This window comes from Azospirillum sp. TSH58, from assembly GCF_003119115.1.
GTDB lineage: Bacteria > Pseudomonadota > Alphaproteobacteria > Azospirillales > Azospirillaceae > Azospirillum.
This window is the reverse complement of the sequence record NZ_CP022366.1, coordinates 402358-427126: the sequence shown is the minus strand read 5'-3', so window position 1 is coordinate 427126 and position 24769 is coordinate 402358. Positions and strand designations below refer to the sequence as shown.

22 protein-coding genes, 2 tRNA genes and 1 riboswitch are annotated in these 24769 nt (G+C 70.6%); of the genes, 13 read left to right on the top strand and 11 right to left on the bottom strand.

What is annotated here, in order from left to right; all coding sequences use genetic code 11:
• Positions 1-81: 81 nt before the first annotated feature.
• On the bottom strand, positions 82-1329 hold the full coding sequence (locus TSH58p_RS20540) for an alpha/beta fold hydrolase (RefSeq protein ID WP_109071872.1): 1248 nt from the start codon (positions 1327-1329) through the stop codon (positions 82-84).
• A gap of 515 nt (positions 1330-1844) precedes the next feature.
• Here TSH58p_RS20540 and phaR point away from each other — a divergent pair.
• Together phaR and TSH58p_RS20530 are read left to right on the top strand one after the other, a co-directional pair.
• The gene (gene phaR / locus TSH58p_RS20535) at positions 1845-2504 is read left to right on the top strand and encodes a polyhydroxyalkanoate synthesis repressor PhaR (RefSeq protein WP_109071871.1); all 660 of its coding nucleotides are present in this window, start codon (positions 1845-1847) and stop codon (positions 2502-2504) included.
• A 147-nt stretch (positions 2505-2651) separates the two neighbouring features.
• Positions 2652-2876: a hypothetical protein gene (locus tag TSH58p_RS20530; RefSeq protein ID WP_109071870.1), complete on the top strand. Its 225-nt coding sequence runs from the start codon at positions 2652-2654 to the stop codon at positions 2874-2876.
• An 83-nt stretch (positions 2877-2959) separates the two neighbouring features.
• Here the strand turns inward: TSH58p_RS20530 and TSH58p_RS20525 are convergent, their stop codons facing one another.
• Both TSH58p_RS20525 and TSH58p_RS20520 read right to left on the bottom strand, forming a co-directional pair.
• Positions 2960-4111, bottom strand: a complete 1152-nt coding sequence (locus TSH58p_RS20525) for a glutathionylspermidine synthase family protein (protein ID WP_109071869.1) — start codon at positions 4109-4111, stop codon at positions 2960-2962.
• A 206-nt stretch (positions 4112-4317) separates the two neighbouring features.
• Positions 4318-6246 (bottom strand): hypothetical protein, encoded by a 1929-nt coding sequence (locus tag TSH58p_RS20520; protein WP_109071868.1) that lies wholly within the window; start codon positions 6244-6246, stop codon positions 4318-4320.
• Positions 6247-6388: 142 nt separating this feature from the next.
• Positions 6389-6628: riboswitch (cobalamin riboswitch) on the top strand.
• Positions 6629-6801: 173 nt separating this feature from the next.
• On the opposite strand from TSH58p_RS20520, the gene TSH58p_RS20515 reads away from it, so the two are divergent.
• A complete protein-coding gene (locus TSH58p_RS20515) occupies positions 6802-7482 on the top strand; it encodes an energy-coupling factor ABC transporter permease (RefSeq protein ID WP_109071867.1) in 681 nt (226 codons plus the stop codon).
• 64 nt (positions 7483-7546) lie between these two features.
• On the opposite strand, the gene TSH58p_RS20510 is transcribed toward TSH58p_RS20515, so the two are convergent.
• The 5 genes from TSH58p_RS20510 to TSH58p_RS20490 all read right to left on the bottom strand — a co-directional run bounded on the left by TSH58p_RS20510 (position 7547) and on the right by TSH58p_RS20490 (position 11644).
• Positions 7547-8284, bottom strand: a complete 738-nt coding sequence (locus tag TSH58p_RS20510; RefSeq protein WP_109071866.1) for a superoxide dismutase — start codon at positions 8282-8284, stop codon at positions 7547-7549.
• 127 nt (positions 8285-8411) lie between these two features.
• Positions 8412-8786, bottom strand: a complete 375-nt coding sequence (locus tag TSH58p_RS20505) for a hypothetical protein (protein ID WP_109071865.1) — start codon at positions 8784-8786, stop codon at positions 8412-8414.
• 184 nt (positions 8787-8970) lie between these two features.
• Positions 8971-9046, bottom strand: a tRNA-Ala gene (locus TSH58p_RS20500).
• A gap of 30 nt (positions 9047-9076) precedes the next feature.
• Positions 9077-9163 (bottom strand) — tRNA-Leu (locus TSH58p_RS20495).
• Positions 9164-9298: 135 nt separating this feature from the next.
• Entirely contained in the window at positions 9299-11644 is a 2346-nt protein-coding gene (locus TSH58p_RS20490) for a mechanosensitive ion channel domain-containing protein (RefSeq protein ID WP_109469370.1), read from the bottom strand.
• Between the two features lie 312 nt (positions 11645-11956).
• On the opposite strand from TSH58p_RS20490, the gene gap reads away from it, so the two are divergent.
• From gap to kduD, 6 genes are all read left to right on the top strand, one after another.
• On the top strand, positions 11957-12979 hold the full coding sequence (gene gap, locus TSH58p_RS20485; protein ID WP_109469369.1) for a type I glyceraldehyde-3-phosphate dehydrogenase: 1023 nt from the start codon (positions 11957-11959) through the stop codon (positions 12977-12979).
• Positions 12980-13239: 260 nt separating this feature from the next.
• A complete protein-coding gene (locus tag TSH58p_RS20480; protein ID WP_109469368.1) occupies positions 13240-13611 on the top strand; it encodes a hypothetical protein in 372 nt (123 codons plus the stop codon).
• A gap of 196 nt (positions 13612-13807) precedes the next feature.
• Positions 13808-14842: a 2-keto-3-deoxygluconate transporter gene (kdgT, locus tag TSH58p_RS20475; protein ID WP_109469367.1), complete on the top strand. Its 1035-nt coding sequence runs from the start codon at positions 13808-13810 to the stop codon at positions 14840-14842.
• A gap of 152 nt (positions 14843-14994) precedes the next feature.
• Positions 14995-15747: a GntR family transcriptional regulator gene (locus TSH58p_RS20470; RefSeq protein WP_109469366.1), complete on the top strand. Its 753-nt coding sequence runs from the start codon at positions 14995-14997 to the stop codon at positions 15745-15747.
• Positions 15748-15804: 57 nt separating this feature from the next.
• Entirely contained in the window at positions 15805-16641 is an 837-nt protein-coding gene (gene kduI, locus TSH58p_RS20465; protein ID WP_109469365.1) for a 5-dehydro-4-deoxy-D-glucuronate isomerase, read from the top strand.
• Positions 16642-16672: 31 nt separating this feature from the next.
• Positions 16673-17437 (top strand): 2-dehydro-3-deoxy-D-gluconate 5-dehydrogenase KduD, encoded by a 765-nt coding sequence (kduD, locus tag TSH58p_RS20460; RefSeq protein WP_109469364.1) that lies wholly within the window; start codon positions 16673-16675, stop codon positions 17435-17437.
• A gap of 94 nt (positions 17438-17531) precedes the next feature.
• Here kduD and TSH58p_RS20455 read toward each other — a convergent pair whose 3' ends face one another.
• Together TSH58p_RS20455 and TSH58p_RS20450 are read right to left on the bottom strand one after the other, a co-directional pair.
• Positions 17532-18416, bottom strand: coding sequence for a lipid kinase (locus TSH58p_RS20455; RefSeq protein WP_109469420.1), 885 nt, complete (start codon positions 18414-18416; stop codon positions 17532-17534).
• On the bottom strand, positions 18413-19090 hold the full coding sequence (locus TSH58p_RS20450; RefSeq protein WP_109469363.1) for an HAD family phosphatase: 678 nt from the start codon (positions 19088-19090) through the stop codon (positions 18413-18415). Before TSH58p_RS20450 ends, TSH58p_RS20455 begins: the two co-directional genes overlap by 4 nt.
• 229 nt (positions 19091-19319) lie before the next feature.
• Here TSH58p_RS20450 and TSH58p_RS20445 point away from each other — a divergent pair, with 229 nt between their 5' ends.
• The 3 genes from TSH58p_RS20445 to TSH58p_RS20435 all read left to right on the top strand — a co-directional run bounded on the left by TSH58p_RS20445 (position 19320) and on the right by TSH58p_RS20435 (position 22835).
• On the top strand, positions 19320-20450 hold the full coding sequence (locus TSH58p_RS20445) for an AI-2E family transporter (RefSeq protein ID WP_109469362.1): 1131 nt from the start codon (positions 19320-19322) through the stop codon (positions 20448-20450).
• A 180-nt stretch (positions 20451-20630) separates the two neighbouring features.
• Positions 20631-21389 carry a DUF2076 domain-containing protein gene (locus TSH58p_RS20440; RefSeq protein WP_247874356.1) on the top strand — a complete coding sequence of 253 codons (759 nt, stop codon included), beginning with the start codon at positions 20631-20633 and terminating at the stop codon, positions 21387-21389.
• A gap of 387 nt (positions 21390-21776) precedes the next feature.
• A complete protein-coding gene (locus TSH58p_RS20435) occupies positions 21777-22835 on the top strand; it encodes a Glu/Leu/Phe/Val dehydrogenase dimerization domain-containing protein (RefSeq protein ID WP_109469360.1) in 1059 nt (352 codons plus the stop codon).
• A gap of 7 nt (positions 22836-22842) precedes the next feature.
• Here TSH58p_RS20435 and TSH58p_RS20430 read toward each other — a convergent pair whose 3' ends face one another.
• Positions 22843-23493 (bottom strand): MarC family protein, encoded by a 651-nt coding sequence (locus TSH58p_RS20430; protein ID WP_109469359.1) that lies wholly within the window; start codon positions 23491-23493, stop codon positions 22843-22845.
• A gap of 237 nt (positions 23494-23730) precedes the next feature.
• Between TSH58p_RS20430 and TSH58p_RS20425 the strand changes: the two genes are divergently transcribed.
• On the top strand, positions 23731-24732 hold the full coding sequence (locus TSH58p_RS20425; RefSeq protein WP_109469358.1) for a hypothetical protein: 1002 nt from the start codon (positions 23731-23733) through the stop codon (positions 24730-24732).
• The last annotated feature ends 37 nt before the right edge of the window (positions 24733-24769 follow it).

Here is a 24769-nt window from a genome sequence, read left to right as displayed (position 1 = left end):
TATCGTGTCAGTGGGCCGCACGGAGTGGGAAAAACCTTATGCGCGGATTTCCCGCAATGCAAGACACCTGACTGGCTGCGGTTATCCTGCCGCACTAAGCCATTCGGCCAGGGGTCGCCAAACGCCTGTTTCGGCACCGGCGCTGACCACCATGCCAATATGACCGAGCGGCGGCCTGATCATTTGCGCGCTGCCGATTGATCTTGCCAAGGCCACGGCGGAGGACGGCGGAACGATGCGGTCGCGCTCCGGGATCAGCGCCAGGACCGGCATCCGCAGCCGCGCCGGCTCCACCGGCAGGCCGGCGACCAGCCATTCGCCGCGCGCCGTGTCGTTGCGGCCGTACCAGCCGGCCAGCGTGTCGCGGGCCACCCCGGCGACCAGCGGCACCCCGTCGTTCAGCCAGTCCTCCAACGACACGAAGGCGAGCGCGGCGCGGCTGTCCGGCTCCATGCGGGCGAACTGCGAGAATTTCTTCAGCGCCAGCAGCGGGTCGAGCTGGGCGAACAGCCCCTGCAGCACGTCCACCGGCAACTCCCCCCAGGCGTCGAGCAGCGGGCCGAAAGGCTGGAAGAAGGTGGCGGCGCGGCGGGCCATGGCCGCGTCCTCGGCGTGGAAGTCCCAGGGGGTGGCGAGCAGGCCGAGCGCCGCGACCTCCTTGGGGCGGCGCTGCGCCAGCGCGGTGGCGAGCAGCCCGCCCATGCAGTAGCCGACCACCGGAACCGGACGGCCCACCGCCTCCACCACCGCGGCCAGGGCCCGCTCCAGCCGCCCGGCGATGTAGTCGGTCAGGCTGTAGCGCCGCTCCCGCGGGCCGGGCGTGCCCCAGTCGATCAGGAAAGGGCGCAAGCCCTGCGCGGCCAGCCAGCGCATCAGGCTTTTGCGCGCCGACAGGTCGAGGATGTAATGGCGGTTGACCAGCGACGGCACGAACAGCACAGGCGTGCCGGTCGCCGGGCCGAGGGCGCCGTAGTCGAGCAGGCGGGACGCCCCTTCCGTCCACAGCACCGGCGGGTCGGGCAGATCGCGGCGGTAGGGGTGGCGGCGGTAGCGCTCGATCCCCGTCAAGGCGAGGGAGAGCTGGCGGCGGACCTCCCGGTCAACCGCCTGGGCGAACGCGTCCGCGTCGGCCGCGGCGATCCGCCGGCGCAGGTCCTCCGCCCGCTCCCGCAGATGCGGCTTCCATGGCAGCGAGCCGTTCCTCAAGTGCGGCAATCCGGCGGAGGAGCTGAGCAGTGTCGCCGCCACCGTCGCCAGATGCAGCGCCAGGGGCCGGGGCCCCAGCCGCGGGGTGGGGCGCGGGGGGATCGTGGCGTTGTCCCCGGTCACGCGGCTCTCCTTGGAAGGACGGCCCTTGGGAGGATGGCCCTTGAGAGGATGGCTGGGACGGGGCCGCCTGGAAGGGGGCCGGCATCGGATTCCAGCCGGTGCCCGGCGGGCTGGCGTAGGCGAAGCCGCCCGGCCCCAGGACGAAGGGCGCCATCGCCGCGGCGCCCTGCGCCATCATCTGGAACAGGCGGGCGGCGGCATCGGCCATCTCGGGATCGGCGGCGCAGGCCGCCCATTGTTCCTGCCACAGGTCGAGGTACCGTTGCGCGAGCGTTTCCAGGGACGGGCTGTCGGATTCGGACGATTCGGCCATGGCCGGGAGTATATGAGGGAGGCGGTGCGCTTGACCAGAGCCGCGAAGGACCGATCGAAAATGTCGCAAATCCTGAATTATCGGGAGGATATCCACCTGCGGTCGCAGCGCTGCGGCACAGCACTGGACAGGGTGCATTCCTTCGAGTAGTCCTTATATCTGGAACATTCCCGCCGCACGACCCTTCTTGAAAGAAACAGCGATGGCCGACAAGGAAGACCAGAAGTCCGCGACGATCACGATCAAGAAGTACGCCAACCGGCGGCTCTACAACACGGCGACCAGCAGCTATGTGACGCTCGACCATCTCTGTCAGATGGTCAAGGACGGCCTCGACTTTGTGGTCTATGACGCGAAGACCGGAGAGGACATTACCCGCTCCGTCCTGACGCAGATCATCGTGGAGGAGGAGAGCAAGGGCCAGAACCTGCTGCCGATCAGCTTCCTGCGCCAGCTTATCGGATTCTACGGCGACAACATGCAGTGGATGGTGCCGCGCTACCTCGAATATTCGATGCAGTCCTTCTCGCGCAACCAGGAGCAGATGCGCGACTATTTCCAGAACACGCTGGGCGGCATGTTCCCCTTCGGCCGGCTGGAGGAGGTCGGCAAGCAGAACATGGCGATGTTCGAACGGGCCATGCGCATGTTCTCGCCCTTCGGCGGCGCCGAGGACGGGCAGCCCGGCGAGCAGGCGATTCCGCCCCGCCCCGCTGCTCCCGGCCCGTCCGCCGCTCCGTCCAAGGGTCCGGCGGCGGTCGGCCACACCTACGAGGAACTGCAGAAGCAGATCGACGACCTGCAGAAGCAGATCGCCAGCATCGCCAAGCCGGCCCGTCCGGCGAAGCCCGAAGGGAAGTGAGCGGCGGCGCCGCCAATCGCATCGACGGCCATCGCATTCACGGCGTTGCAGCGCAGGGCGGGGAAAGTTCCCCGCCCTTTTCTGTTTTTTCGGCACCAGTGGCGCGCCCGGCTGTTTGTTCAACGGAACGGTCAGAGGAGGAACGCCATGAAGACCGAGCTGCAGATGACGATGGAACTGGAGGTTGCGGACATCCAGGACGCCCACCGGTTCGAAGAGAAGCTGCGCGGCTGGCTGCGCCACCAGAGTCAGGTGGTGTCGGTGTCGGCCACCCACAGCGGCGTCGGCAACGACGTCGCGTGGCGGGACGCCCGCCGGGCGGCCTTCGGCTCGCCGTTGCCCAATCCCTTCGCGCCGGGCCGCGGCCGCTGATGTCCGCAGGTTGATCGCCGCCGAGGCGCCCGTCCGGCTCCCCATCGGGACAGGGCGGGCGCACTCCGCCTTGAGAAGGCGCGTCAGCCGCGGAAGATGTGCGGCACCATCGCCGCGTCGGAGCCGACCCGCGGGTCCGCCGATTCACGGACCGACATGCCCAGGCACTTGTCCCCGATGATCCAGCAGTGCAGGAGCGCGTGGACGCCCTCCTCCTCGAAGATCGGCGGGGTTTCCAGCCAGACCCGCCCTCCCGGATACTCGGCGCCGCCGGTGTCCGAGATGGCCCGGCCGTGCGCCGTCATGCGCTGGGCCGCGTCGTCCAGCCCGAACAGGCTGCGCTCCGTCACCGCGTCGCAACCGGCCAGCTCCTCGGGGTCCAGCGCGGCGCGGCACAGGTTGGGATGGCGCGGGTAGAGCGCCCAGAGCGTCGCCAGCAGCCCATGGTTCGACATCGGCCAGCACCACAGCGGCGACAGCATGCTCATGCCGCCCATCCGCAGCTTCTGCAGGAAGGCGTCGTCGGCCAGCCCCTGCCAGGGGTAGATCTTCGCCAGCCAGGAGGCCGCCCGCCCCTCGTCGTCGATGAAGCGCTGGCCGTCCCAGCCCAGGCTCTGCAGCGGCAGTAGATGCGTGGCGATTCCGGCCTCCGCCGCGGTGGCGGCCAGATAGACCAGCTCGCTCTCGCGCATCGGGTCGGGGGTGGCGCAGGCGAGATGGACGAGGCCGCGGCCCGGCATGCCCGCCGCCAGCTCCTCCCAGCGCTCCACCAGCCCTTCGTGCAGGCCGTTGAACTGGTTGGCGTCGCCCATCAGGGCCTCGCGCCAGTTGCGCTGGATGATCGAGGCGGCGAACAGCCCCTCCGGCGTGTCGTAGTTGCAGGCCAGCAGCTTGACCGAATCGCGCCCGTCATAGGCCAGCGTCAGCCGCCCGATCAGCGCGCCGGCCCGCTCGTTCAGCCGGCCCGCGGCCCAATAGTCGTTCCAGGAGGCTTCCAGCAGCCGCGCCACGCCGCCGCGGACCCCCAGCCGGGCCAGCGCCCGCCCGTCCACCGTCGCGCGCAGCGCCTCGCGCAGCATGGTGTGCAGCTCGTCGGCGACGCTCTCGATCAGGTCGATCTGATGCGCGGAGAATTCGTACCGCACATCCTCGCGCCAGAAGGCGCCGGCGTTCATGGCGCGGACGCCGAAGGGGTATTTGCGGAGCCCCGGACGCCAATCCGCACGGGGTTTCATGACTGCTCTGCGCATCGTGTGCTTACCGGGCCGCCGGATTCAATCCATGGTTTTCCCCGCTGCGGCGCGCGCCGCGCGACCGTCCGGGATTCGGTGGGGGCGGATCATTGCGGCGCAAACGCGCCAACACAAGCGCCTTGCACGCCCGTCCCTCCGTTTTTCCACGCTTCCCCTCGCGGATCTCACAGGACGGGTGGGAACGCCCGTCAGTAAGCGCGGCCGGCCAGCCAAGCCGCGATGGCGTTCTCCATCGCCTCGGCGGTCGGATCGCCGTGCGCCGGGCCGCGTCCCACCATGGGAAGCCGGGCCGCCACGGCGATGTCCTCCGCCGGGGCGCCCGTCCCGACGAACAGGTCGCAGCGCCGCAGCAGGGCGCACAGCCCGTCGAAGCCCAGCCGCCCGACCGCGTTCAGGCAGGCGGCCCCCGTCTCCCCGGCGATGCGCGCCGCGGCCCCCCTGGCGGCCTCCTCGCCGACCAGGATCAGGGCGGTGTCGCCCCGCGCGGCGAGGCGGCGGCACAGCTCCGACAGGCTCCCGCTGCCGGCGGACGCGGACAGGCCGACCGCGCAGCGCCAGCGCGCCGCAACGCCCTCGGCCAGAAGCGCGGCGGCGGCCCGCTCGCCGGCGGGGGAGGCCCAGACCTCGGTGGCCGGGTCCGGCTCCCCGCCGGCGAGCGCGGCCAGCAGACCGGCGGGAGTCGTCGCGACGTGGGTCAGGAAGGCGTCGGCGTAATAGCCGCGCACCGGCCGGCCGACCTTGCAACCGAGGCGGAGCGGCGCCCCGCTGTCCTGCATCAGGCGGTTGGCGAAGCTGGCATCCTCGCCCCGGACTGGGTTGATCGTCAGGTCGAAGGCGCCGCTGAACTGCTGGCCGATCTCCTGGCGCACCGCGGTCACCAGCGCGTCGTCGGGCGCCCGCCCCTTCAGAGGCGGCAGGGTGACCCGCTGGTTGACGTAGGGGCAGAGGGCGAGCGCCGCCTCCGCGTCCGGCGTCGCGAAGACGGTGATCCGGGCCAGCGGCAAGGCCCGCCGCAGCTCCCTAAGGAAGCCGGATGCCCGCAGCACGGCGCCGCCCCCGTCCAGCAGGAACACGCCGACGTTCCGGATCAGGTCGCTCGGAAAGGGCGGCGGCTCGCCGGGGACGAGCGTGCGGCGGCGGACGGCGGGGCCGGAGTCCCGCAGCAGAGCCACCGCCGGGGCGGTGGAGGCGCCCCGCGCCGGCGGCACGAAGCCCCAGGTCCCCTCGGCGTCCGGCCGCGCCAGCGGCTCCACCAGGGCATGCTCGGCGCGGGCGACGGTCGCCGCGTCGGTCACCCAGGGGAAGAAATCGCGCAGCGGAAGGGTGCCGCCGCCGACCGACCGACCCGCCGCCTGCAGCGCGTCCCATTGCCGGACCGCGCCGTCGTAGCCGTAATAGACCTCCTTGAACGCGACCTGCTCCCGCGTCGCGTAGGCGAAATGCTGGAAGACCAGCCCGCCCGCCGCCGTCTCCTCGTGCAGGAAGGGGCTGGCCGCACCGAGTTCGACCTCGGATCCATCGGGCTGCGGGCGCACCAGCCGGGGCGGGACATGCGAATGCCAGACATCCCCCGGCCGATACCGCCAAGTGCGCAGCCATTCGTAGGCGCGGTAATTGCCGTATTGGTCCAGCCGGTCGAGGACCAGGGACGGGCCGACGAAGAAATGGCAGAGGTACAGCGCCGCCGTGCGCGACGGCGAATCGAGGAACATCCGGCGCGCACGGGTGATCTGCTCCGCCGTCCACAGCTCGTCCGCATCGACCTGCCAGAGCAGGCATTCCTCGGTCATGGCGGCCAGCGGCGCGGTCACCATCTCCACCTTGCCCTGCCAGAAGACGCCCGGCGGCTTGCGGTAGACCGACACGCGCCCGGGCTCCTCCGCGGCGATGCGGTCGAGATACTCCGAGGTGCCGTCGCTGCTGCGGCCGTCACGGTGAAGGTCCTGCGGGACGCGCCCGCCCCGCTGCGCGCACCAGGAGGAGTCGCGGACCTGCTCCGCCACCCCCTCCACAATGTGCCAACGCCAGGGAAAGGGCAGCTGGCGGAACACCTCCAGGTGATAGCGGATGAAGGGATCGCCGTTCAGCACGATGGTCAGGAAATGAACCGGTAGCATGCCCGCAATCCCGTCCTTCGCCCGTTGATCCGGCCTCGCGCAGTCCGCAGGACCTTGTCGGTTCCGCGGGAGCGGTGTCAAGGAAGCCATGCGATGGCGCGGACCGGCCGCCACCCCTCTTGACGGCGGGGGACCCCGCCCCTACCCTGGCGCCGGTTATGGTTCCCCGCGCCTTCCGGTCGCGGGGCTAAGAGGGAAGCCGGTGAGCCGCCCCGAAGGGGGAGACACGGCAAATCCGGCGCTGCCCCCGCAACTGTGAGCGGTGAGCGGCATCGTCCTTTCCGTGTCACTGGCGCCGCCTGCGGGAACGGGCGCCGGGAAGGCCGGACGGTGCCGCCTTGACCCGCAAGCCAGGAGACCTGCCGTAACCGAACGTACGTCCTCGGGCGGGGTGCCCCGGTGGTCGCTTGCCGATGTCCGGCCCGACGGCCGCCCGTCTTCCGCAAGCCGTCCCTCCGGTGCGCCCATCCAGGGGACCAAGGGGGTTGCGATGCCGGTGCCTGCCAGCAACGACGCCCCTCCCAACGCATGGCAGACTCGGAAAGGGCATAGAGCATGCACATCGAACCCGGCGTCGTCGACGGCGCCAAGATCGCTCTCAGCTACGCGACGGCCGCCGGCGGCTTCGCGATGGCCGGAAAGCTGGCGCACAACGACGTCCGCAACAACGGCGGGGTCGCGCCGCTGGTGCTGCGCAGCCTGATCGCCACCGCGCTGGTCTTCAGCTTCTTCGAGGTGTTCCCCCACCACCCCGTGGGCGTGTCGGAGGTTCACCTGATCCTCGGCTCGACCCTGCTCCTGCTGTTCGGCGCCGGTGCGGCCTCCATCGGCCTCGCCGCCGGCCTGCTGATCCAGGGCCTGTTCTTCGCGCCGTTCGACCTGCCGCAGTACGGCATGAACGTCACCACGCTGCTGGTCCCGCTGTGGGGCATCAGCCTGCTGGCGAAGCGGATCGTCCCCGACGCCACCCCCTATGTCGACCTGAAGTACTCGCAGGCGCTGGCCCTCTCCACCGCCTACCAGGGCGGCATCGTCGCCTGGGTGGCCTTCTGGGCCTTCTACGGCCACGGCTTCACCGCCGAGACCATGACGGAAGTCGCCTCCTTCGGCGCCGCCTACATGACCGTCATCATCGTCGAGCCGCTGGCCGACCTCGCCGTGCTGGCCATCGCCAAGGCGCTGCGCCGCCAGAGCCAGGGGCCGCTGTTCAACGTCCGCCTGCACCAGGGCGCCTGACCGGCCACTTGGACCGGATTGTTCGTGTGAAGGGCGGCGGGGATGACCCGCCGCCCTTTTCCGTTCAGATCACCAGCTCGCCCTTGCGGATCGCCGCGTAGCGGCGGTTCACCGCCCCCCAGTCGACGACGTTCCACCAGGCCGCCAGATAGTCGGCGCGCCGGTTCTGGTACTTCAGGTAATAGGCGTGCTCCCACACGTCGTTGCCCATCAGCACGGGCACGCCCTCCATGGCCGGGGAATCCTGGTTCGGACGGGCGGCGATGGCCAGCTTGCCCGACGACGGGTCGGCGGTGACGAAGACCCACCCGCTGCCGAACTGCCCGGCTCCCGCCGTGTTGAAGCGCGTCTTGAACTCGTCGAAGCCGCCGAAGTCGCGGGTGATGGCGGCCCCCACCTCGCCGTCCGGGGCGCCGCCGGCGTTCGGCCCCATGATGCTCCAGAACATGCTGTGGTTCGCGTGCCCGCCGCCGTTGTTGCGCACCGCCGTGCGGATGCTCTCCGGCAGTTCCGGCACGCGCTTCAGCAGGTCGGCCAGCGGCATCGACTGGAGGTCGCCGTGGTTGGCGAGCGCCTTGTTGAGATTGTCGACGTACGCCTGATGGTGCTTGCCGTGGTGCACGCTCATGGTCGTCGCGTCGATGTGCGGCTCCAGCGCGGCGGGGGCGTAGGGCAGCGGCGGCAGCGTGAAGCCCTTGCCGCCGGGGGTCTGGGCCAGGACGAAGCGCGGCGCCACCGCCAGCACCAGCGCGGCGGCTCCGGCGGACAGCAGAAGTTGGCGGCGATCCAGGCGAACGGACATGAGACCTCCCAATGTGTGTTTCGTGCCGAACAGCGGGGAAGCGACAGCCTCAGTGCGCCCCGCGCCTCACTCAACAGGGCAATGGGCGTACTCACTCGGTACCGGCGTACGGAACGCCGCCCGATTCTCAGATCCGGACTTTTCCCGCCGGCCCGGCGGACGCCGAGCGGGCCAAACCCATCGCCACGCTCCGCAAGCGCCCCAGCCGGAATCGCGAGGGTGCGGCCGCCGGCTTCCGGACCGGAGCGGCCGGAGCCGCTTCCGCCGTCTCGCGGATCCTGCGGGCGCGGCGCTCCCGCAGCAGCAGGCGCATCACCTCCTCCTCCGTGACCGGGCGTCCGGCCTTGGCCGAGGCGAGGCTGGCGGTGTCCTGGAGGGCGGCGACCTCGGCCAGCGTGCCGGTCAGCCCCTTGGCGGCGGCGGTGTCCAGCGCTTCGCGGTGAATGGCGAGAATGAACGGTTTCAGCGCGCGGTCGGGCGTTCCGTGCGGCGGTGTCGGCATGGCGGAAGGGCTCCGGGGATTCGTTCGATCGGGTGAGCCATCATCCAACCGATAACGCCGCGGCGGCAAAGACCCCTACGGATTAGCCCCGCCGCCCCGATTCGGGGAGACCGAAGCCGGACCGGCATCTGTGAAATTCGGAGAAGTTCGGGAAAAACCGGCATCCTGCCGGGAAGGGGAGAGTTGGTGGAGCCAAGGAGGATCGAACTCCTGACCTCTACAATGCCATTGTAGCGCTCTCCCAGCTGAGCTATGGCCCCACTATACTCTCAGACCAACACAAGAGGTGTTGGTGCGCTTGGAGGGACTCGAACCCCCACGGCCTTTCAGCCACTAGGACCTGAACCTAGCGCGTCTACCAATTCCGCCACAAGCGCATCGTCTACTCTTGCATCCCGCGTCTCTTGGGGTGACGCGGGAGCGCTGATATAGCCGTGCCGCCGCCGGGGCTCAAGCGAAATCGACATGGCCCCGTCACTTTTTTGCAGGACCGCGGGAGGTGGGCGGCCCTCCTACTCCGCCGCCCCGGCATGGCGCATCCGCCCGGTGCCGGCGGCCCTCGCCTCGCCGCCCATCCCGGCCAGCGCCTCCGCGGCGCCGCGGGCGATGTGCAGCGTGCGCTGCGGCAGCGGGAAGTCGATTCCCAGCTCGATGAAGCGCGCCTTCATGCGGCCGTTGAACTCCCGCCCGACGTTCCATTGCTGGATGGGCAGCGTCTTGATCCGCGCCTTGATGACCGCGGCCGACTCCTGGAAGGAATCGACCCCCAGCACCTCCAGCGGCTCCAGGATCAGCGGCGCGAAGCGCGGGTCCTTGCGCAGCTCGTCGCCGATGCCGTGCAGCACGGAGACCACGCGGTCGGCGTTCTCGTGATAGGGGATGGCCACGTCGAACACGTAGTAGCTGAAGTCCTTGGTCATGTTCGACACGCTGGTGACCGCGCTGAAGGGGATGGTGTGGACCGTCCCGTCGAAGTCGCGCAGGCGGATCGTGCGGATGTTCATCCCCTCCACCAGGCCGCCCTTGCCGCCGACATTCACCACGTCGCCGACCGAGATGGTGTCCTCGAACAGGATGAACAGGCCGGTGATGACGTCCTTGACCAGGGTCTGCGCGCCGAAGCCGACGGCAAGGCCGACCACGCCGGCGCCGGCCAGCAGCGGCCCGATGTTCAGCCCCAGCTCCGACAGGGTGATCAGGGTGACCAGGGTCAGCAGAACCACCAGCAGGGCGCTGCGCAGCAGCGGCAGCAGGGTGCGCACCCGCGCGCTGCGCTGGATCGCCCGCCCGTTGCGGTCCGTCGTCGCCAGATGGCGCTCGATCAGCCCGTTCGTCACCTCCCACACGGCGAGCGCGATGGCGCCGACCAGCAGGAGCGACAGGCCCGACGCCACGATGCGCAGGCCGATGGCCGTCTGCAGCCAGCCCCAGACGTCCAGCCCCCAGGCGTTCAGCACCACCAGCCCGCCCAGCACGGCCACCGCCCCGTGCAGCAGCCGCGCGGTGGGGGCGACGTAGCGGCGCAGCCGCCCCGCCGCCCAGGCCGAGTGTCCCCGCCGGCGGTCCATGCGCTCCAGAATCGCCGCGGCGGCGCGGGTGATCCCCCGCCCGATCAGCCGCGCGACACCGGCGACCACCAGCGTCACCGCCGTCGCCTGCACCACGAACAGCAGCCCGCCGCTGATCTCCAGCGCCCAGATGCCGAACAAAACGATGATGTAGAGGATGGCGATGGCGTGCCAGACGTCGGCCACGCGGCGGCCGGCGGCGCGCAGCATCCGCCCCGCCCCGGCGGCGCGGCGTCCGGGCGGAACCGGCGACACCACGTCGGACAGCGGCTGCGCCGCCGCGATCCCGCCGCGCAGGCGCGCGGCCACCGCCTCCCGGCTCTGCAGCACCAGCACCGCCAGCATGACGGCGACGACCAGACCGACCAGGGTCACCAGCGCGCTGTAGCTCTGCGCCGGCAGGCCGAGCCGCCGCGCCGCCTCGGCCAGGAACAGGCCGTAGAGCGTGGTGATGGCGATGGTCCGGCACCAGCGCAGCAGCCGCAGGGCCGAGCCGTCGCTCATCGGGATCAGCCGCAGGTTGGGCGAGGCCGGAGCGAGCAGCGCCCGGACGACCAGAAGAACGATCTGCACGAAGATGCTGGCGTTGAGGAAGGTGACGCCGAGGACCCGCACCACCGGCGGCGGGTCGAACAGAGCCAGCACGCCGAAGCCCGCGGCGGCAAAGGCCACGATGGGCGCCAGATCGAACAGCGACCGCACCAGCAGCAGCGGCACCTTGGCGAGGGTCGAATGGATGGGCCGGGCCGCCAGCATGGCGCGCGGGCGCCGCAGCGTGCGGATGGCGATCAGCCGGGCGCCCTGCCCGACCACCACCACCAGCACCAGCTCGGCGGCCAGCCAGCCCCAGGCGGCGCGCTGCGCCGGGTCGGACACCTGCCGCTCCAGCCAATGCAGCCCCTGCGGCGCGTTGAGCAGGGCGTCGCCGGCCAGCGCGGCCTCCTGCCCCAGCCCGTCGAGCCGGGTCGACAGCAGGGTGAGCAGGCGGGTGCCGATCCCGTCCGGTTCCGCCGGTGCCGCGGCGGCCTCCGCCTGCTCCAGGGCGCGGAGCTGGCCGAGCAGGGCGGCACGGCGCTCCGGGTCCTCCAGCGTCTGGCGCAGGCGGGCGATCTCCTCCGGATCGGGAGCCGCCTCGGCCTGGGCCGGCGGGGCGGGCGTCGGGATCTGCGCCGACGCCGGGGTGGCGATGCTCCCAAGCGCGGCGGTCAGCAGGAGAAGGAGGGCGAGAAGGCCGCGCAAGGCGCGGAGGCGGGCGGCGGGAAGCCGTGGGGCACGGTCGTCGGAAGTCATCGTCCTCTGGTGGTTCCGGTTTTCGGGAAAGACCTTTGGAGCGGTCCGGTTCACGGGTCCAACCCAGGCCAACAGCGCCGGGCGCAGTTTGTCTTGCAACGCAGCAACCGCGACATTTTGTCCGGCGGACCGCCCAGCCCGCCGTCCGCGCTTGCGCGACTATCTGATATATTAGTATATATCATGGCGAACACCGGAAGCGCCCGCGCCTTGCCGCGGCGGGCCGCCCGACCCGGCGCCCCCTTTCCAACCGGCCCTGGCCGGCGCCGCCCCCGATCCCATCCGGGGCCGCGAACACCAGCGGAGAACAGCATGTCCGTGAAGGTAGCGATCAACGGTTTTGGCCGCATCGGCCGTCTGGTTCTGCGGGCCATCTACGAGAGCGGCCGCAACGACGTGGAGGTCGTGGCGATCAACGACCTGGCCGACCTCAAGGCCAACGCCCACCTGCTGAAGTACGACAGCGTCCACGGCCGTTTCCCCGGCACCATCGAGACCCGCATCAACGAAGGCGGAGGCGGCGAGCTGATCGTCAACGGCCACTCGATCAAGGTCGTGCAGGAGCGTGATCCGGCCAAGCTGCCGTGGAAGGATCTGGGCATCCAGATCGCCATGGAATGCTCGGGCATCTTCACCAAGCGCGCCGACGCCGCCAAGCATCTGGAGGCGGGTGCCGAGAAGGTGCTGATCTCCGCCCCGGCCACCGACGAGGACATCACGGTGGTCTACGGCGTCAACCACGACCAGCTCAAGGCCGATCACCGCATCGTGTCGAACGCGTCGTGCACCACGAACTGCCTGGCCCCGGTGGCCTTCGTGCTGCACAACCTGATCGGCATCGAGAAGGGCTTCATGACGACGATCCACTCCTACACGGGGGATCAGCGCATCGTCGACACCAACCACAAGGACCTGCACCGCGCCCGCGCCGCGGCGCTGAACATGATCCCGACCTCGACCGGTGCCGCCAAGGCCGTGGGCAAGGTGCTGCCGGAGCTGAAGGGCAAGCTGGACGGCACCGCCATGCGCGTGCCCACCCCGAACGTCTCGGTCGTCGACTTCAAGTTCACCGCCAAGCGCGCCACCTCGGTCGAGGAGATCACCAAGGCGATCGCGGAGGCCGCCAACGGCCCGCTCAAGGGCATCCTGGGCGCCTACACCGAGGATCTGGTCTCCACCGACTTCAACCACGACCCGCACAGCTCGATCTTCGCGCTGAACGAGACCAAGGTCATCGACGGCAACTTCGTCCGCATCATGACCTGGTACGACAACGAGTGGGGCTTCTCCAACCGCATGAGCGACACCGCCGTCGCCATGGCCAACGCCAAGTAAGGGTGGAGCCGCATTGCCCCCACCCTAACCCTCCCCCGCTCTCGGCGGACCGAAGGTCCGCCTGCCGCGTCAGCGCAAACTATGGTTTGCGCGAGAGCTCCGCAGGGGAGGGGACGGACGCCCCTTCGCAGGAATCTCCCTCCCCTGTGTTAGTGGGGGAGGGCCGGGGTGGGGGCAAGACGGCTCCCATCCCCTCAAAAACTGAAATACCAGTTTTCAAAACCCGCTCTTTTGAAAACACCCTTTGAAGGAGCCGTGGCATGCCCCGGACCTCCGACCCGCCGACCGCGCGCATCGCCGCCCTGGAGCGCGACGCCGACGCCCTGCGGCGGGCCTTCCTGACCACGCCGGTCCTCACCCTGGACGACCACGGCCTGCACGCGCGCTTCGAAGCGTTCGGTCGAACCGCCCTCGCCCTCTTCCGGGAAACCGCCCCGCTGGCCGGTGGCGAGCAGGCCATCCAACGCATCGAGGCCGCCTACCACCGCGTCCACGAGGCGCTGCAAGCCGTTGCCACGCTTGCGCTTTCCGACACGGCGGCAGCGACTCCGGGGCACGGGAACGGCCGCGCCGAACCACCACCGCGGGACGTGCGACAGAGTGTCATCCGACGGGGTACGCAGTTCTCCTGACTTGCCTCGCAGCGCTGATATACTAGTATCCACTGCATCGACGGCGCGATCCTTGGACAGGCCCCACGGCCTCCGGACCGGCGCCGCCCCCGCTGGGGATGCGCGGCACGCTCCCCCCTTCCTGCGCCGCAACCGGCAGCCACCACCCCGGACTTTTCATCGACGGCCCAGTCGGACCGCCCCAGGAGTACCGACTATGAACATCAAATCCCGGATCGACCGCATTCCCGGCGGCATGATGATCCTGCCCCTGTTCCTCGGCGCCTGCCTGAACACCTTCGCGCCGAACACGGGCAAGTTCTTCGGGTCCTTCACCAACGGCCTGATCACCGGCACCCTGCCGATCCTGTCCGTCTGGTTCTTCTGCATCGGCGCCAGCATCAGCCTGAAGGCCACCCCGCTGGTCCTGCGCAAGAGCGGCGTGCTCGTCTCCGTGAAGATCCTCACCGCCGCCACCATGGGCATCGTCGCCTCCTGGTTCATCCCGCACGAGGGCGTCAGCTCGGGCTTCTTCACCGGCCTGTCGGTTCTGGCGATCATCGCCGCCATGAACGACACCAACGGCGGCATGTACATGGCGCTGATGCAGCAGTACGGCACCAAGGAGGAATCCGGCGCCTTCTGCCTGATGTGCCTGGAATCCGGCCCCTTCATGACGATGGCGACGCTGGGTCTGGCCGGTCTGGCCGCCTTCCCCTGGCAGACCATGGTCGGCGCCCTGCTGCCTTTCCTGATCGGCTTCGCGCTCGGCAACCTCGACCAGGAGTTCCGCAAGTTCTTCGGCCAAGCCGTGCCGGTGATGGTGCCCTTCTTCGCCTTCGCGCTCGGCAACAACCTGAACTTCGCGGTCATCCTGAACACCGGCCTGCTCGGCATCGTGCTGGGCCTCTCGGTCATCGCCATCACCGGCTTCACGCTGGTCGTCGCCGACCTCCTGCTGGCCAAGGGCAACGGCACCGCCGGCATCGGCGCCGCCTCCACCGCCGGAGCCGCCGTGACGGTCCCGCCGATCATCGCCTCCATCGAGCCGAGCTTCGCGCCGAGCGCCCCGGCCGCCACCGCCCTGGTCGCCACCAGCGTCGTCGTCACCTCGCTGCTCACCCCGATCCTGACCGCCTGGTGGGCCCGCCGGTTCGGCGTCCTCTCCCCGCGCTATCTGGCCGCCCAGAAGGCCGCCCAAGAGAACACCGAAGCGCAGGCCCTTCCGGCCCAGCCCGCCCCCGCCGAGTGACGGCGCCCGGCTGAGCGCCGTCCCACCCCGGACATAAGCCGGAGATTGCGGACCCCGCGATTTCCGGCTTGCACCGCGGCACTGATATACTAATATGCTCCCTCAGGACCGGCCGAGCCGGCGCAACAGGTGCAGCCGCAACAGGTGCAGCCATGGACATGCCGACCACCCCGACGCCCGACGCCAGCAACGACCGCACCGTCGCCCAGCGGAGCGCGGTGAAGCCCTCCCGCGGGCCGGCGCGGGGCGCCTCGACCATGGCGGCGATCCACCGGTCGCTGCGCGCGGAGATCGTGGAGATGCGCCGCAATCCGGGCGAGCCGATCGTCGAGAAGCACATCGCCGAAGCCTTCGGCGTCAGCCGCACCCCGGTGCGCGAGGCGCTGCAACGGCTGGCCGACGAGGGGCTGATCGAGATCTTCCCGCAGGTCGGCACCTTCGTCGCCCGCATCCCGGTCAACGCCCTGCCCGAGGCCATCATCATCCGCACCTCGCTGGAGGGCACCGCCGTCCGTTACGCGGCGCAGCGCGCCACCGGCAGCCAGATCGCCGGCCTGCGCGCCAACCTGCTGCTCCAGCAGGAGACGGTGGAGGACGGCGACCTAAACGCCTTCCACGAGGCCGACGAGCGGTTCCACGCCCTGATCGCCGAGATCGCCGGCTATCCCGGCCTGTGGAGCATGGCGCAGCAGGTCAAGGTGCAGGTCGACCGCTACCGCCGCCTGACCCTGCCGGAGCCGGGGCGCCTCACCCATGTGCTGGCCGAGCACGCGGCGATCGTGGACGCCATCGCCGACGCCGACCCGGCGCTCGCCGCCGACCGCATGGCCGTCCACCTCGACGGCCTGCTGACCTCCATCCCCCAGGCCCAGGGGGCGAACCCGTTCTTCTTCACTGGTCCCTGATTTGGCCCCTGAATTGGCCCCCCACCGGCCCCGAAAAACACAAACGAGGATACCGCCATGAAGATCACCGTCCGGCACGCGTCACACCAGGATGACGTCCGCAACTACGACACCACCAAGCTGCGCGACCATTTCCTCGTCCCGTCCATCTTCGAGGCGGACGACATCGTCCTGACCTACAGCCACATCGACCGCTTCGTGGTCGGCGGCGCCATGCCGGTGTCCGGCCCGCTGAAGCTGGAATCGGCCAAGGCCATCGGCTCGGCCAACTTCCTCGACCGGCGCGAGCTGGGCGCGGTCAACGTCGGCGGCCCCGGCCGCATCACGGTGGACGGCGCGGTGTTCGAGCTGGCCCCGCGCGACTGCCTCTACATCACCATGGGCAGCCTGGACGTCCGTTTCGAGAGCCTGGACCCGGCCAACCCGGCGAAGTTCTACCTGAACAGCGCCCCGGCCCACGCCCGCTTCGAGACGATGAAGATCTCCATCGAGCAGGCCAAGGCCGTGCACATGGGCGATCCGGCCCAGTCGAACGAGCGCACCATCTACCAGATGATCCACCCGGACGTCTGCCGCACCGCGCAGCTCGTGCTCGGCATGACCGTGCTGAAGCCGAACAACATGTGGAACACGATGCCGTGCCACACGCACGACCGCCGCTGCGAGGTCTATTTCTACTTCGACCTGCCGGAGCCGGCCCGCGTCTTCCACTTCATGGGCGAGCCCAGCGAGACGCGCCACATCGTCGTCGCCAACGAGCAGGCGGTGATCTCGCCGAGCTGGTCGATCCACTCCGGCGTCGGCACCCGCAACTACACCTTCATCTGGGCCATGGCCGGCGACAACCAGGACTTCACCGACATGGACTTCATCCCCATGGAAGACCTGCGCTGATCCCCGCGCGCCAAGAATAAGGAGCAAGACAATGGCTCAGGCACATCCCTTCGATCTCACCGGCAAGGTCGCCCTGGTGACCGGCGCCCACACCGGCATCGGCCAGGGCATCGCCCTGGCGCTGGCCCAGGCCGGCGCCGACATCGCCGCGGTGGACATCATCCCCCTGGACGAGACCAGGAGCCTCGTCGAGGCCACCGGCCGCCGCTTCCACGCCATGAAGGCCGACCTGACCAGCATCGCCCCGGTGCAGGGTCTGGTGGAGGAGGCGGTGGCCACGCTCGGCGGGCTGGACATCCTGGTCAACAACGCCGGGATGATCCGCCGCGCCGACGCCGTGGACTTCACCGAGGCCGACTGGGACCTCGTGATGAACATCAACATCAAGACGGTCTTCTTCCTCTGCCAGGCCTTCGGCCGCTACGCCATCGGCCAGGGCCGCAAGGGCAAGATCATCAACATCGCCTCCATGCTGTCCTTCCAGGGCGGCATCCGGGTGCCCTCCTACACCGCCTCCAAGAGCGGCGTGGCCGGCATCACCCGCCTGCTCGCCAACGAATGGGCGGGCAAGGGCATCAACGTGAACGCCATCGCGCCGGGCTACGTCGCCACCAACAACACGGCGGCGATCCGCGCCGACGAGCAGCGCAGCGCGGAGATCCTCGGCCGCATCCCGGCGGGCCGGTGGAGCGTTCCCTCCGACATGGGCGGCCCGGCGGTGTTCCTGGCCTCCGACGCGTCGGACTACGTCCATGGCACCGTCCTGCCGGTGGACGGCGGCTGGCTCGCCCGCTGAGGCGGGGCATCGCGTTCCGCTGACGACGGCCGGGCGCCCGCGATGGCGCCCGGCCTTTTTTCGTGATCGCCTGAGAGCGGGGCGGGGCCCTTGCCTACCGCGGCGGCGCGATCACCGCGACGGCGCCCGGCCGCACGCGGAAGCGCGCCGGGGTGTGGGTGGTGATGTCGCCGTCCGTGTTCACCGGACGGCGGTGGCGGGTGGCGATCTCCACCTCCTGCCCGTACCAGGCGTGGACGTTCTTCCAGTGCCCGTGCCGCCCGCGCCGGAAGTCCGGGTACAGCAGGGGCCACTCCCACCAGCCGCGCAGGTCGATGCTGTAGACGTCCAATTGCCCGTCGTCGGGGGCGGCGTTCTCCTGCACGGTCATGCCGCCGCCGTAATGGCGCCCGTTGCCGACGCCGATCTGCACCGACTTGACGCGGTGCCGCGTCCCGTTGATGCGGATCTCGGCGCGGAACGGCGCCATGCGCCGCGCCACGCGGAAGGCCGCCACGGCGTAGCCGAACACGCCCCAGCGCCGCTTCATCTCGCGCGTCAGCTCACGGGCCAGCTCGACGCTCAGGCCGATGCTGGCGACGTTGAAGAAGGCCACGCCGTTGACCTCGCCCAGGTCGATCCGGCGCACCGGACCGCTGACGGCGAGCTTCGCCGCCTCCCGCAGGTCCAGCGGGATGCCCAGCGTGCGCGCCAGATCGTTCGCCGTGCCCATCGGCAGGATGGCGAGCGGCAGGCCGGTGTCGGCCAGCGCCGGGGCCGCGGCGTTCAGCGTGCCGTCGCCGCCGCCGACGATCACCATGTCCACGGAGCCGGCATGGGCGCGGATCGCCTCGGCGATGTCCTCGCGCTCGCGGCAGTCGGCGCGGATCAGGGCGACGCCCGCCTTCGCGGCCTCCTCCCGGATGTCGTCGAGCGCGCGCTGCCCCTGGCGGGCCTTGCCGTTGACGATCAGCAGCGCGCGGCGCCGGTCGGCGCTCAGCGTCGGCCTCCCACCTCGTCCAGATGCTCCAGCAGGCTGGCCGGGTCCTCGTAGACGCGGAAGGCGCCGGCCCGCTCCAGCTCGTCCTGCCCGTAGCCGCCGGACAGCAGCCCGATGCTGAGCGCGCGGGCGCGCCGCGCCGCCAGGATGTCCCACACGCTGTCGCCGACCACGATGGCCGTTTCGACGGGCACACCGAGACGCTCCGCCGCGGCCAGGAACAGGTCGGGATCGGGCTTGGCGTATTTCACCTGATCGCGAGTCACCACCGGCACCTTCACCGGGTCGACGCCCAGAGCCTCCAGCCCGGAGCGCGCCGTCTCGATCCGCCCGCTGGTGGCGATGGCCCAGGGGATGCCCGCCGCCGTCAGGTGGGACAGCAGCTCCTGCGCGCCGGGCAGCGGGCGGACGCGCCCGGCCAGCCCGCGGAACGCCTCGGCGTGGCGGCGGCGCAGCCGCTCCAGAAGCTCCGGGCTGATGGCGAGGCCGGTCTCGCGCAGCAGCATGTTGGCGAACAGGCCGCCGCTCATGCCGATCTTGCGGTGGATGCGCCAGACCGACAGCTCGATTCCCTCATGGTCCAGCGCCTCCTGCCAGGCCAGCACATGCTGATAGACGCTGTCGATCAGCGTGCCGTCGAGGTCAAACAGGAAAGCCGTGTTGATGCGGTCCATGGCGTGAGTCCCCAAGGCTGAATCCCGCTCCGGCGGAGCCGGCCCCCAGTGAGTTGGTGGCAGCTCCGCTGCGCCGCAACGTCCCCCCGGTGGCAATTCTGCGCCGGCGCCGCGACCGGGATGCTGCGGAACTTCGGAGCCGGTTTCGCGTCAAGCTCATGCTGCCCGACGGGCGGCGCGACGAAACCATGGGCGCAACGGCGGACACAACGGCGGGGAGCGGACGGCCTTGGCACAGCGGGAGGACGCGGACGGAAATCGGCGCTGGTCCATCGACCGGATGACGCTCGGCCTCTGGCTGCTCGGGCTGCTGGCCGCCCTGGCCGTGCTGTGGGGCCTCGGCGCCGCGTCGCCCGTCCTCATCCCGCTGGCCGGGGCCTTCTTCGTGGCGGTCGCCGTGGCGCCGGTCGGGCGCTGGGTGCGCGACCGGGTGCCGCCGCGGCTGGCCCTGCTCGGCCCGCTCGCCGCCATGCTGACGGTGCTGCTGGTGCTGGCCGTCTTCGCCGGGGGCCTGTGGTTCGTCGGCCAGCGCGTGGCCGGCGAGGTGCCGCGCCACGCCGAGGAGCTGCAACGCCTCTGGGAGCAGGCGAACGGCTGGATCGACGGGCTGCGCGAGCAATTTCTCGGCGATTCCGGCGGCAACTCCGGCGGCAACTCCGACAACGGCGGCGGCGGGGCGGAGGCGCTGTCCGGCCTCGTCGCCTCGGTGCTGACGGCGGCGCGGGAGGCCGTCTCGACGCTGGTCATCGTCCTGTTCCTCGCCCTGCTGATGCTGGTGGAGGCACCGGTCTGGCGGGAGAAGATCGTGAAGACGCTGGGGCCGGAGCGCTGCGCCACCACCGTCACCGCGGTCGCCGCCATCGCCCAGCAGTTCCGCCGCTTCCTGCTGGTCAGCACGACGCTGGGCCTCATCACCGGGGCGCTCTACATCGGCTGGCTGTCGCTGTTCGGGATCGACTTCCTGTTCCTGTGGGGCTTCCTGGCCTTCCTGCTGAACTACATCCCGGTGATCGGCTCGGTGACGGCGGGGGCGATGCCCGTGCTGATGGCGCTGGCCCAGGGCGGCTCGACCACCGCCCTGATGGTCGCGGGCGGCCTGCTGGTGATCGAGCAGGTGATGGGCAACTTCATCGGGCCGCGGCTGGAGGGCCGGCAGCTCGCCATCTCGCCGCTGGTGATCGTCAGCTCGCTGCTGCTGTGGAGCTGGCTGTGGGGGGCCGCCGGGACCGTGCTGGCGGTGCCGATGACCGTCCTGATCGCCATCGCGCTCAGCCACATCGACGCGCTGCGCCCCTTCGCCTTCGTGCTCAGCGACAAGAGCGACCGCCGCCGCTTCGAGGCGCGCACGCGGCCCGAGTAACGCAGCGCTGTTTTTTCCGCTGTTTTTCTGGTGCCCCCCTCTCTTGACAGGTTTCCCGGCCCTCCCCACGTCTCCGGGACCTGTGATCCGGGCCCCTCTGGCGACTTAGACGTGGTCGCGATGTCGGATCTCTTCACCTGCTCTTGCGCCGACGGGCGTGACCGCACTTGGAGGGACTGAATGCTCCCATGGACCCGCGATCCCCAGACCTCTCCCACACCCTCCACAGCTTTCCGGCCCCCTCCGGACGCCACCGCCCGCCCGGCGGACGACGCGCCGGGGCGCGACCGGACCATCCCTCAAACCACCGAGAGCACGAGCACCGCCATGGACCAGACCGAACGCCAGATCATTGACGACCTCTTCGCCAAGCTGCGTCAGGCCGAGGCCCAGTCCGGCCCGCGCGACCCGCAGGCCGAAGCCCACATCCGCGACACCATCGCCCGCCAGCCGGGCGCGCCCTACCTGATGGCCCAGGCCATCGTCATGCTGGAGCAGGCGCTGGCCGCCTCGCAGAACCAGAACCAGGAGCTGGAGCGCCAGCTTCAGGAGCGCCCGGCCGCGGCGGCCGGCGGTGGCGGCATCTTCGGCGGCCTGTTCGGCGGCGGCGCCAAGCCGGCCCCGGCCCCGCAGCAGCAGCGCCCCGGCGGCTCGCCCTGGGGTCAGGCGCCCGGCGCCGCCCCGGCCTACGGCGACCCGCGCGTCGCGGCCTACGCCCAGCAGCCGCAGCGGGCCGGCGGCGGCTTCATGGCCGGCGCCATGCAGACCGCCATGGGCGTGGCCGGCGGCATGCTGATCGGCAGCGCGCTGTCCAGCGCCTTCTCCGGCGGCGGCGAGGCCATCGCCCAGGAGGCCCAGGGCGCCGTCGATCAGGTCGCCGAGGAGATTCCCAGCGAAGAGGATTCCTGGGGCGGCTTCGGCGGGGACGAGGAGTTCTGATCCCCGCGGGAACCGGCCGGGCGGCCTCTCCCCACCGCCCGGCCGGTCCCCGGCTTTCCTCCCCGTCTTGAGAGCGGACCGGAAATTATCGTTCGCGGTCCCGTCCGCGACACTTTCCCGACGCCGGACCGCTCCGGCGCTCATCTCCTTGCTTTTTGCAGGCCGGCAAACCATCCGCCTTGCCAGCATTTTCACGCGCATCTAGTTTCCTTCAAGAGAACGCCCCGTCGCCCGCCCACCCGATCAAGAAGGGGCGAAGCACAGGGCAAGGAAAAGCGGACCCGCCGTACCACCGCACGGCGCGCGGAACCCTTCCGCGCGCAACGCCCGAGCTTTGCGCATCGGTGGTTTCCGCTTTTCAAAAAGAAAAAAGATCAGGAGGAAACCGTGCCGCTGTTCGACCATCCCGATTTCGACGACCATGAGCAGGTGGTCTTCTGCTCCGACGCCGCGTCCGGCCTGCGCGCCGTCGTCGCCGTGCACGACACCGCGCTCGGCCCGGCGCTGGGGGGCTGCCGCATGTGGCCCTATGCCAGCGACGAGGAGGCCCTGCGCGACGCGCTGCGCCTGTCGCGCGGCATGACCTACAAGTCGGCCCTGGCCGGCCTGCCGCTGGGCGGCGGCAAGTCGGTCATCATCGGCAACCCGCGCACGGACAAGAGCGAGGCGCTGCTGCGGGCCATGGGGCGCCACGTCGAACGGCTGGGCGGACGCTACATCGTCGCCGAGGATTCCGGCACCGGGGTTCCCGACATCAAGACCATGGCGCTGGAAACCGCCCATGTCTCCGGCGTGGTGGAGAAGGCGATCGCGGGCGGCGGCACGCGCAGCGGCGACCCCTCCCCCTCCACCGCCTACGGCGTCTTCGTCGGGCTTCAGGCCGCGGTGCGCCATCGCCTGAACCGCACCGACCTGGAGGGGCTGACCGTCGCCATCCAGGGCGTGGGCAGCGTCGGCGGGCATCTCGCCCGCTATCTGGCCGAGGCCGGGGCGCGGCTGTGGGTCGCCGACATCGACGAGGCGCAGGCCCGGCGCGTGGCCGACCGCGTGGGCGCCACGCCGGTGTCCCCGGACGCCGTCTTCGATCTGGAGGTGGACGTCTTCGCCCCCTGCGCGCTGGGCGCCGTTCTGAACGACGGCACGATCCCGCGGCTGACCTGCCCGGTCGTCGCGGGAGCGGCCAACAACCAGCTCGCCGAGGCCCGGCACGGGCAGGCGCTGGCCGACCGCGGCATCCTCTACGCCCCCGATTACGTCATCAACGCCGGCGGGGTGATCGATGTGTATTACGAGCGCGCCGGCTACGACCACGGCCGCGTGATGGACCATATCGAGCGGATCGCCGACACGCTGACGGAGATCTTCGCCCGCGCCGACATGGAGCGCAAGCCGACCGCCGCCGTCGCCGACCGCATGGCCCGCCAGCGGGTGGGGCGCGCCCGCTGAATCAGGCTCAACGCCCCGAGGCCAGCACGGGGAAGGCGTCCAGGATGCCGGTCAGCAGGATCTGGACGCCGACACAGAGCAGCAGGAAGGCGAACAGCCGCGTCAGCACGCGGGCGCGGGTGTGGCCGAGCAGCTCCACCAGCCGGTCGGCGGAGCGGTAGGACAGCCAGATCAGCAGCGCGATGGCCAGCGCCGCCGCCGACACGCCGATGAAGAAGTTCGTCAGGCCGGCGGCGTCCGCCGGGCGGGTGGCGCCCAGCGCGATGGCGACGGAGATGGTGCCGGGGCCGGTGGTGAAGGGGATGGTCAGGGGGAAGAAGGCGGACTCCCTCGCGTCCTCCACCGGGGCGGCCTGCTCCTGCTTGCGGGCCTCCTGCGCTTCCGGCGCGCTCAGCAGCGCCCAGGCGCGCTCCGCCACGACGAAGCCGCCGGCGATCCGCAGCGCCGCCAGCGAGATGCCGAAGAAGTTCAGCACATAGGACCCCGCCCACAGGGCCGCCAGCATGACGATGGCGGAATAGACGGCGACCAGCGTGGCGACCTGCACCCGCTCGCCGTGGTTGCGCCCCGCCGTCACCTGGCTGAAGATCAGCGCCATGCCGATGGGGTTGACGATCGAGAACAGCGCCGTGAAGGCGAGAAGAAAGCTTTCGAACATGGGATGGGCCGACCTGTGCCTTGGCGGTTGGCGGGGCTCCCCGCCGTGGTACAGGCCGGCCCGTTCCTTGGCAAGGCGCCACGATTCCAGGACCGGCGCTGTTCAGGCAGGAAACGCCGCTCTTGCCGTTCGACGGGCAAGACGGCCACACTCCCCCCTGCGGGGAAGGCTTCTTGACGTGATGCCGGAGGAGTTGCGATGGGTCGGCGAACACGGCGGTGGGTTCTGGCTCTTCTGATGACCGGGCTGCTTCCGGCCCTGCCCGCGCGGGCGGAAACGCCGGCCCAGTTCCGGGCGGCGGTGTCGCAGATCGCCTACGCCGATCCGGGCACGGGCAAGACGGTGCCGATCCTGCTGCTCTACCCCACGCGCGATCACGTCCAGCCGATCCGGCGGGGTCCCTATCACCTCAACGTCGCCCCAGAGGGCGGGCCGGCGCTGGATTCCGTGCCGCTGGTGATGATGACCCAGGGGCCGGCGCGCAACGGGCTGGCGATGGTCAGCGTCGCCCTGTTCCTGGCGCGGCGCGGGATGATGACCGCCATGGTGACCCACCTCGGCGGCATGGAACCGGACGCGGACCCCCGGGCCGGCAAGGGCGACCGGATCGGCACCGTGCCGCTGTGGCCGGAATTGCCGCTGCAGCTCCGCGCGGCGCTGGACGCCGTGCTCGATTCCTCGCCCATGGGCTTCCGGGTGGACCGGCAGCGCATCGGCGTGCTCGGCTACGCGGCCGGTGGCCATGCGGCGCTGGCGGCGGCGGGCGGGGTCGCCGATCCGGGGCGGCTGGCCCAGGTCTGCGCCACCCATCCCGACGACCGCAGCCTCTGCCCGGCGGGCGCCAAGACCGCCGCCGCGACCTCGCCGAAGCGGCTGGAGGCCGCCACCGATCCCCGCATCCGGTCGCTGCTGCTGATGGACCCGGTCGGCGCGCTGTTCGGGGACGGCGCGCTGTCCCGCGTCACCGTCCCGGTCCGGCTGTACGAGGCGGAGAAGGGCGACGAGAGCGGCGCCCTCCAGGTGGCGCGGGTGCGCGGCCTGCTGCCCCGGCCGCCGGAATACGACCTCGTCCCCGGCGCCGGCCATTACGCCTTCCTGACGCCGGTCCCGGCCAGCGCCGCCGCCCGCTTCGGCGCGACGGTGCAGGACCCGCCGGGCTTCGACCGCGCCGGCTTCCACGCGCGGCTGAACGACGAGGTCCTCGACTATTTCCGGCGGACGCTGAACACCGCGCCCTGACCCGCAGGGGCCGGGAAGTCGCCCAACAGATGCCAAC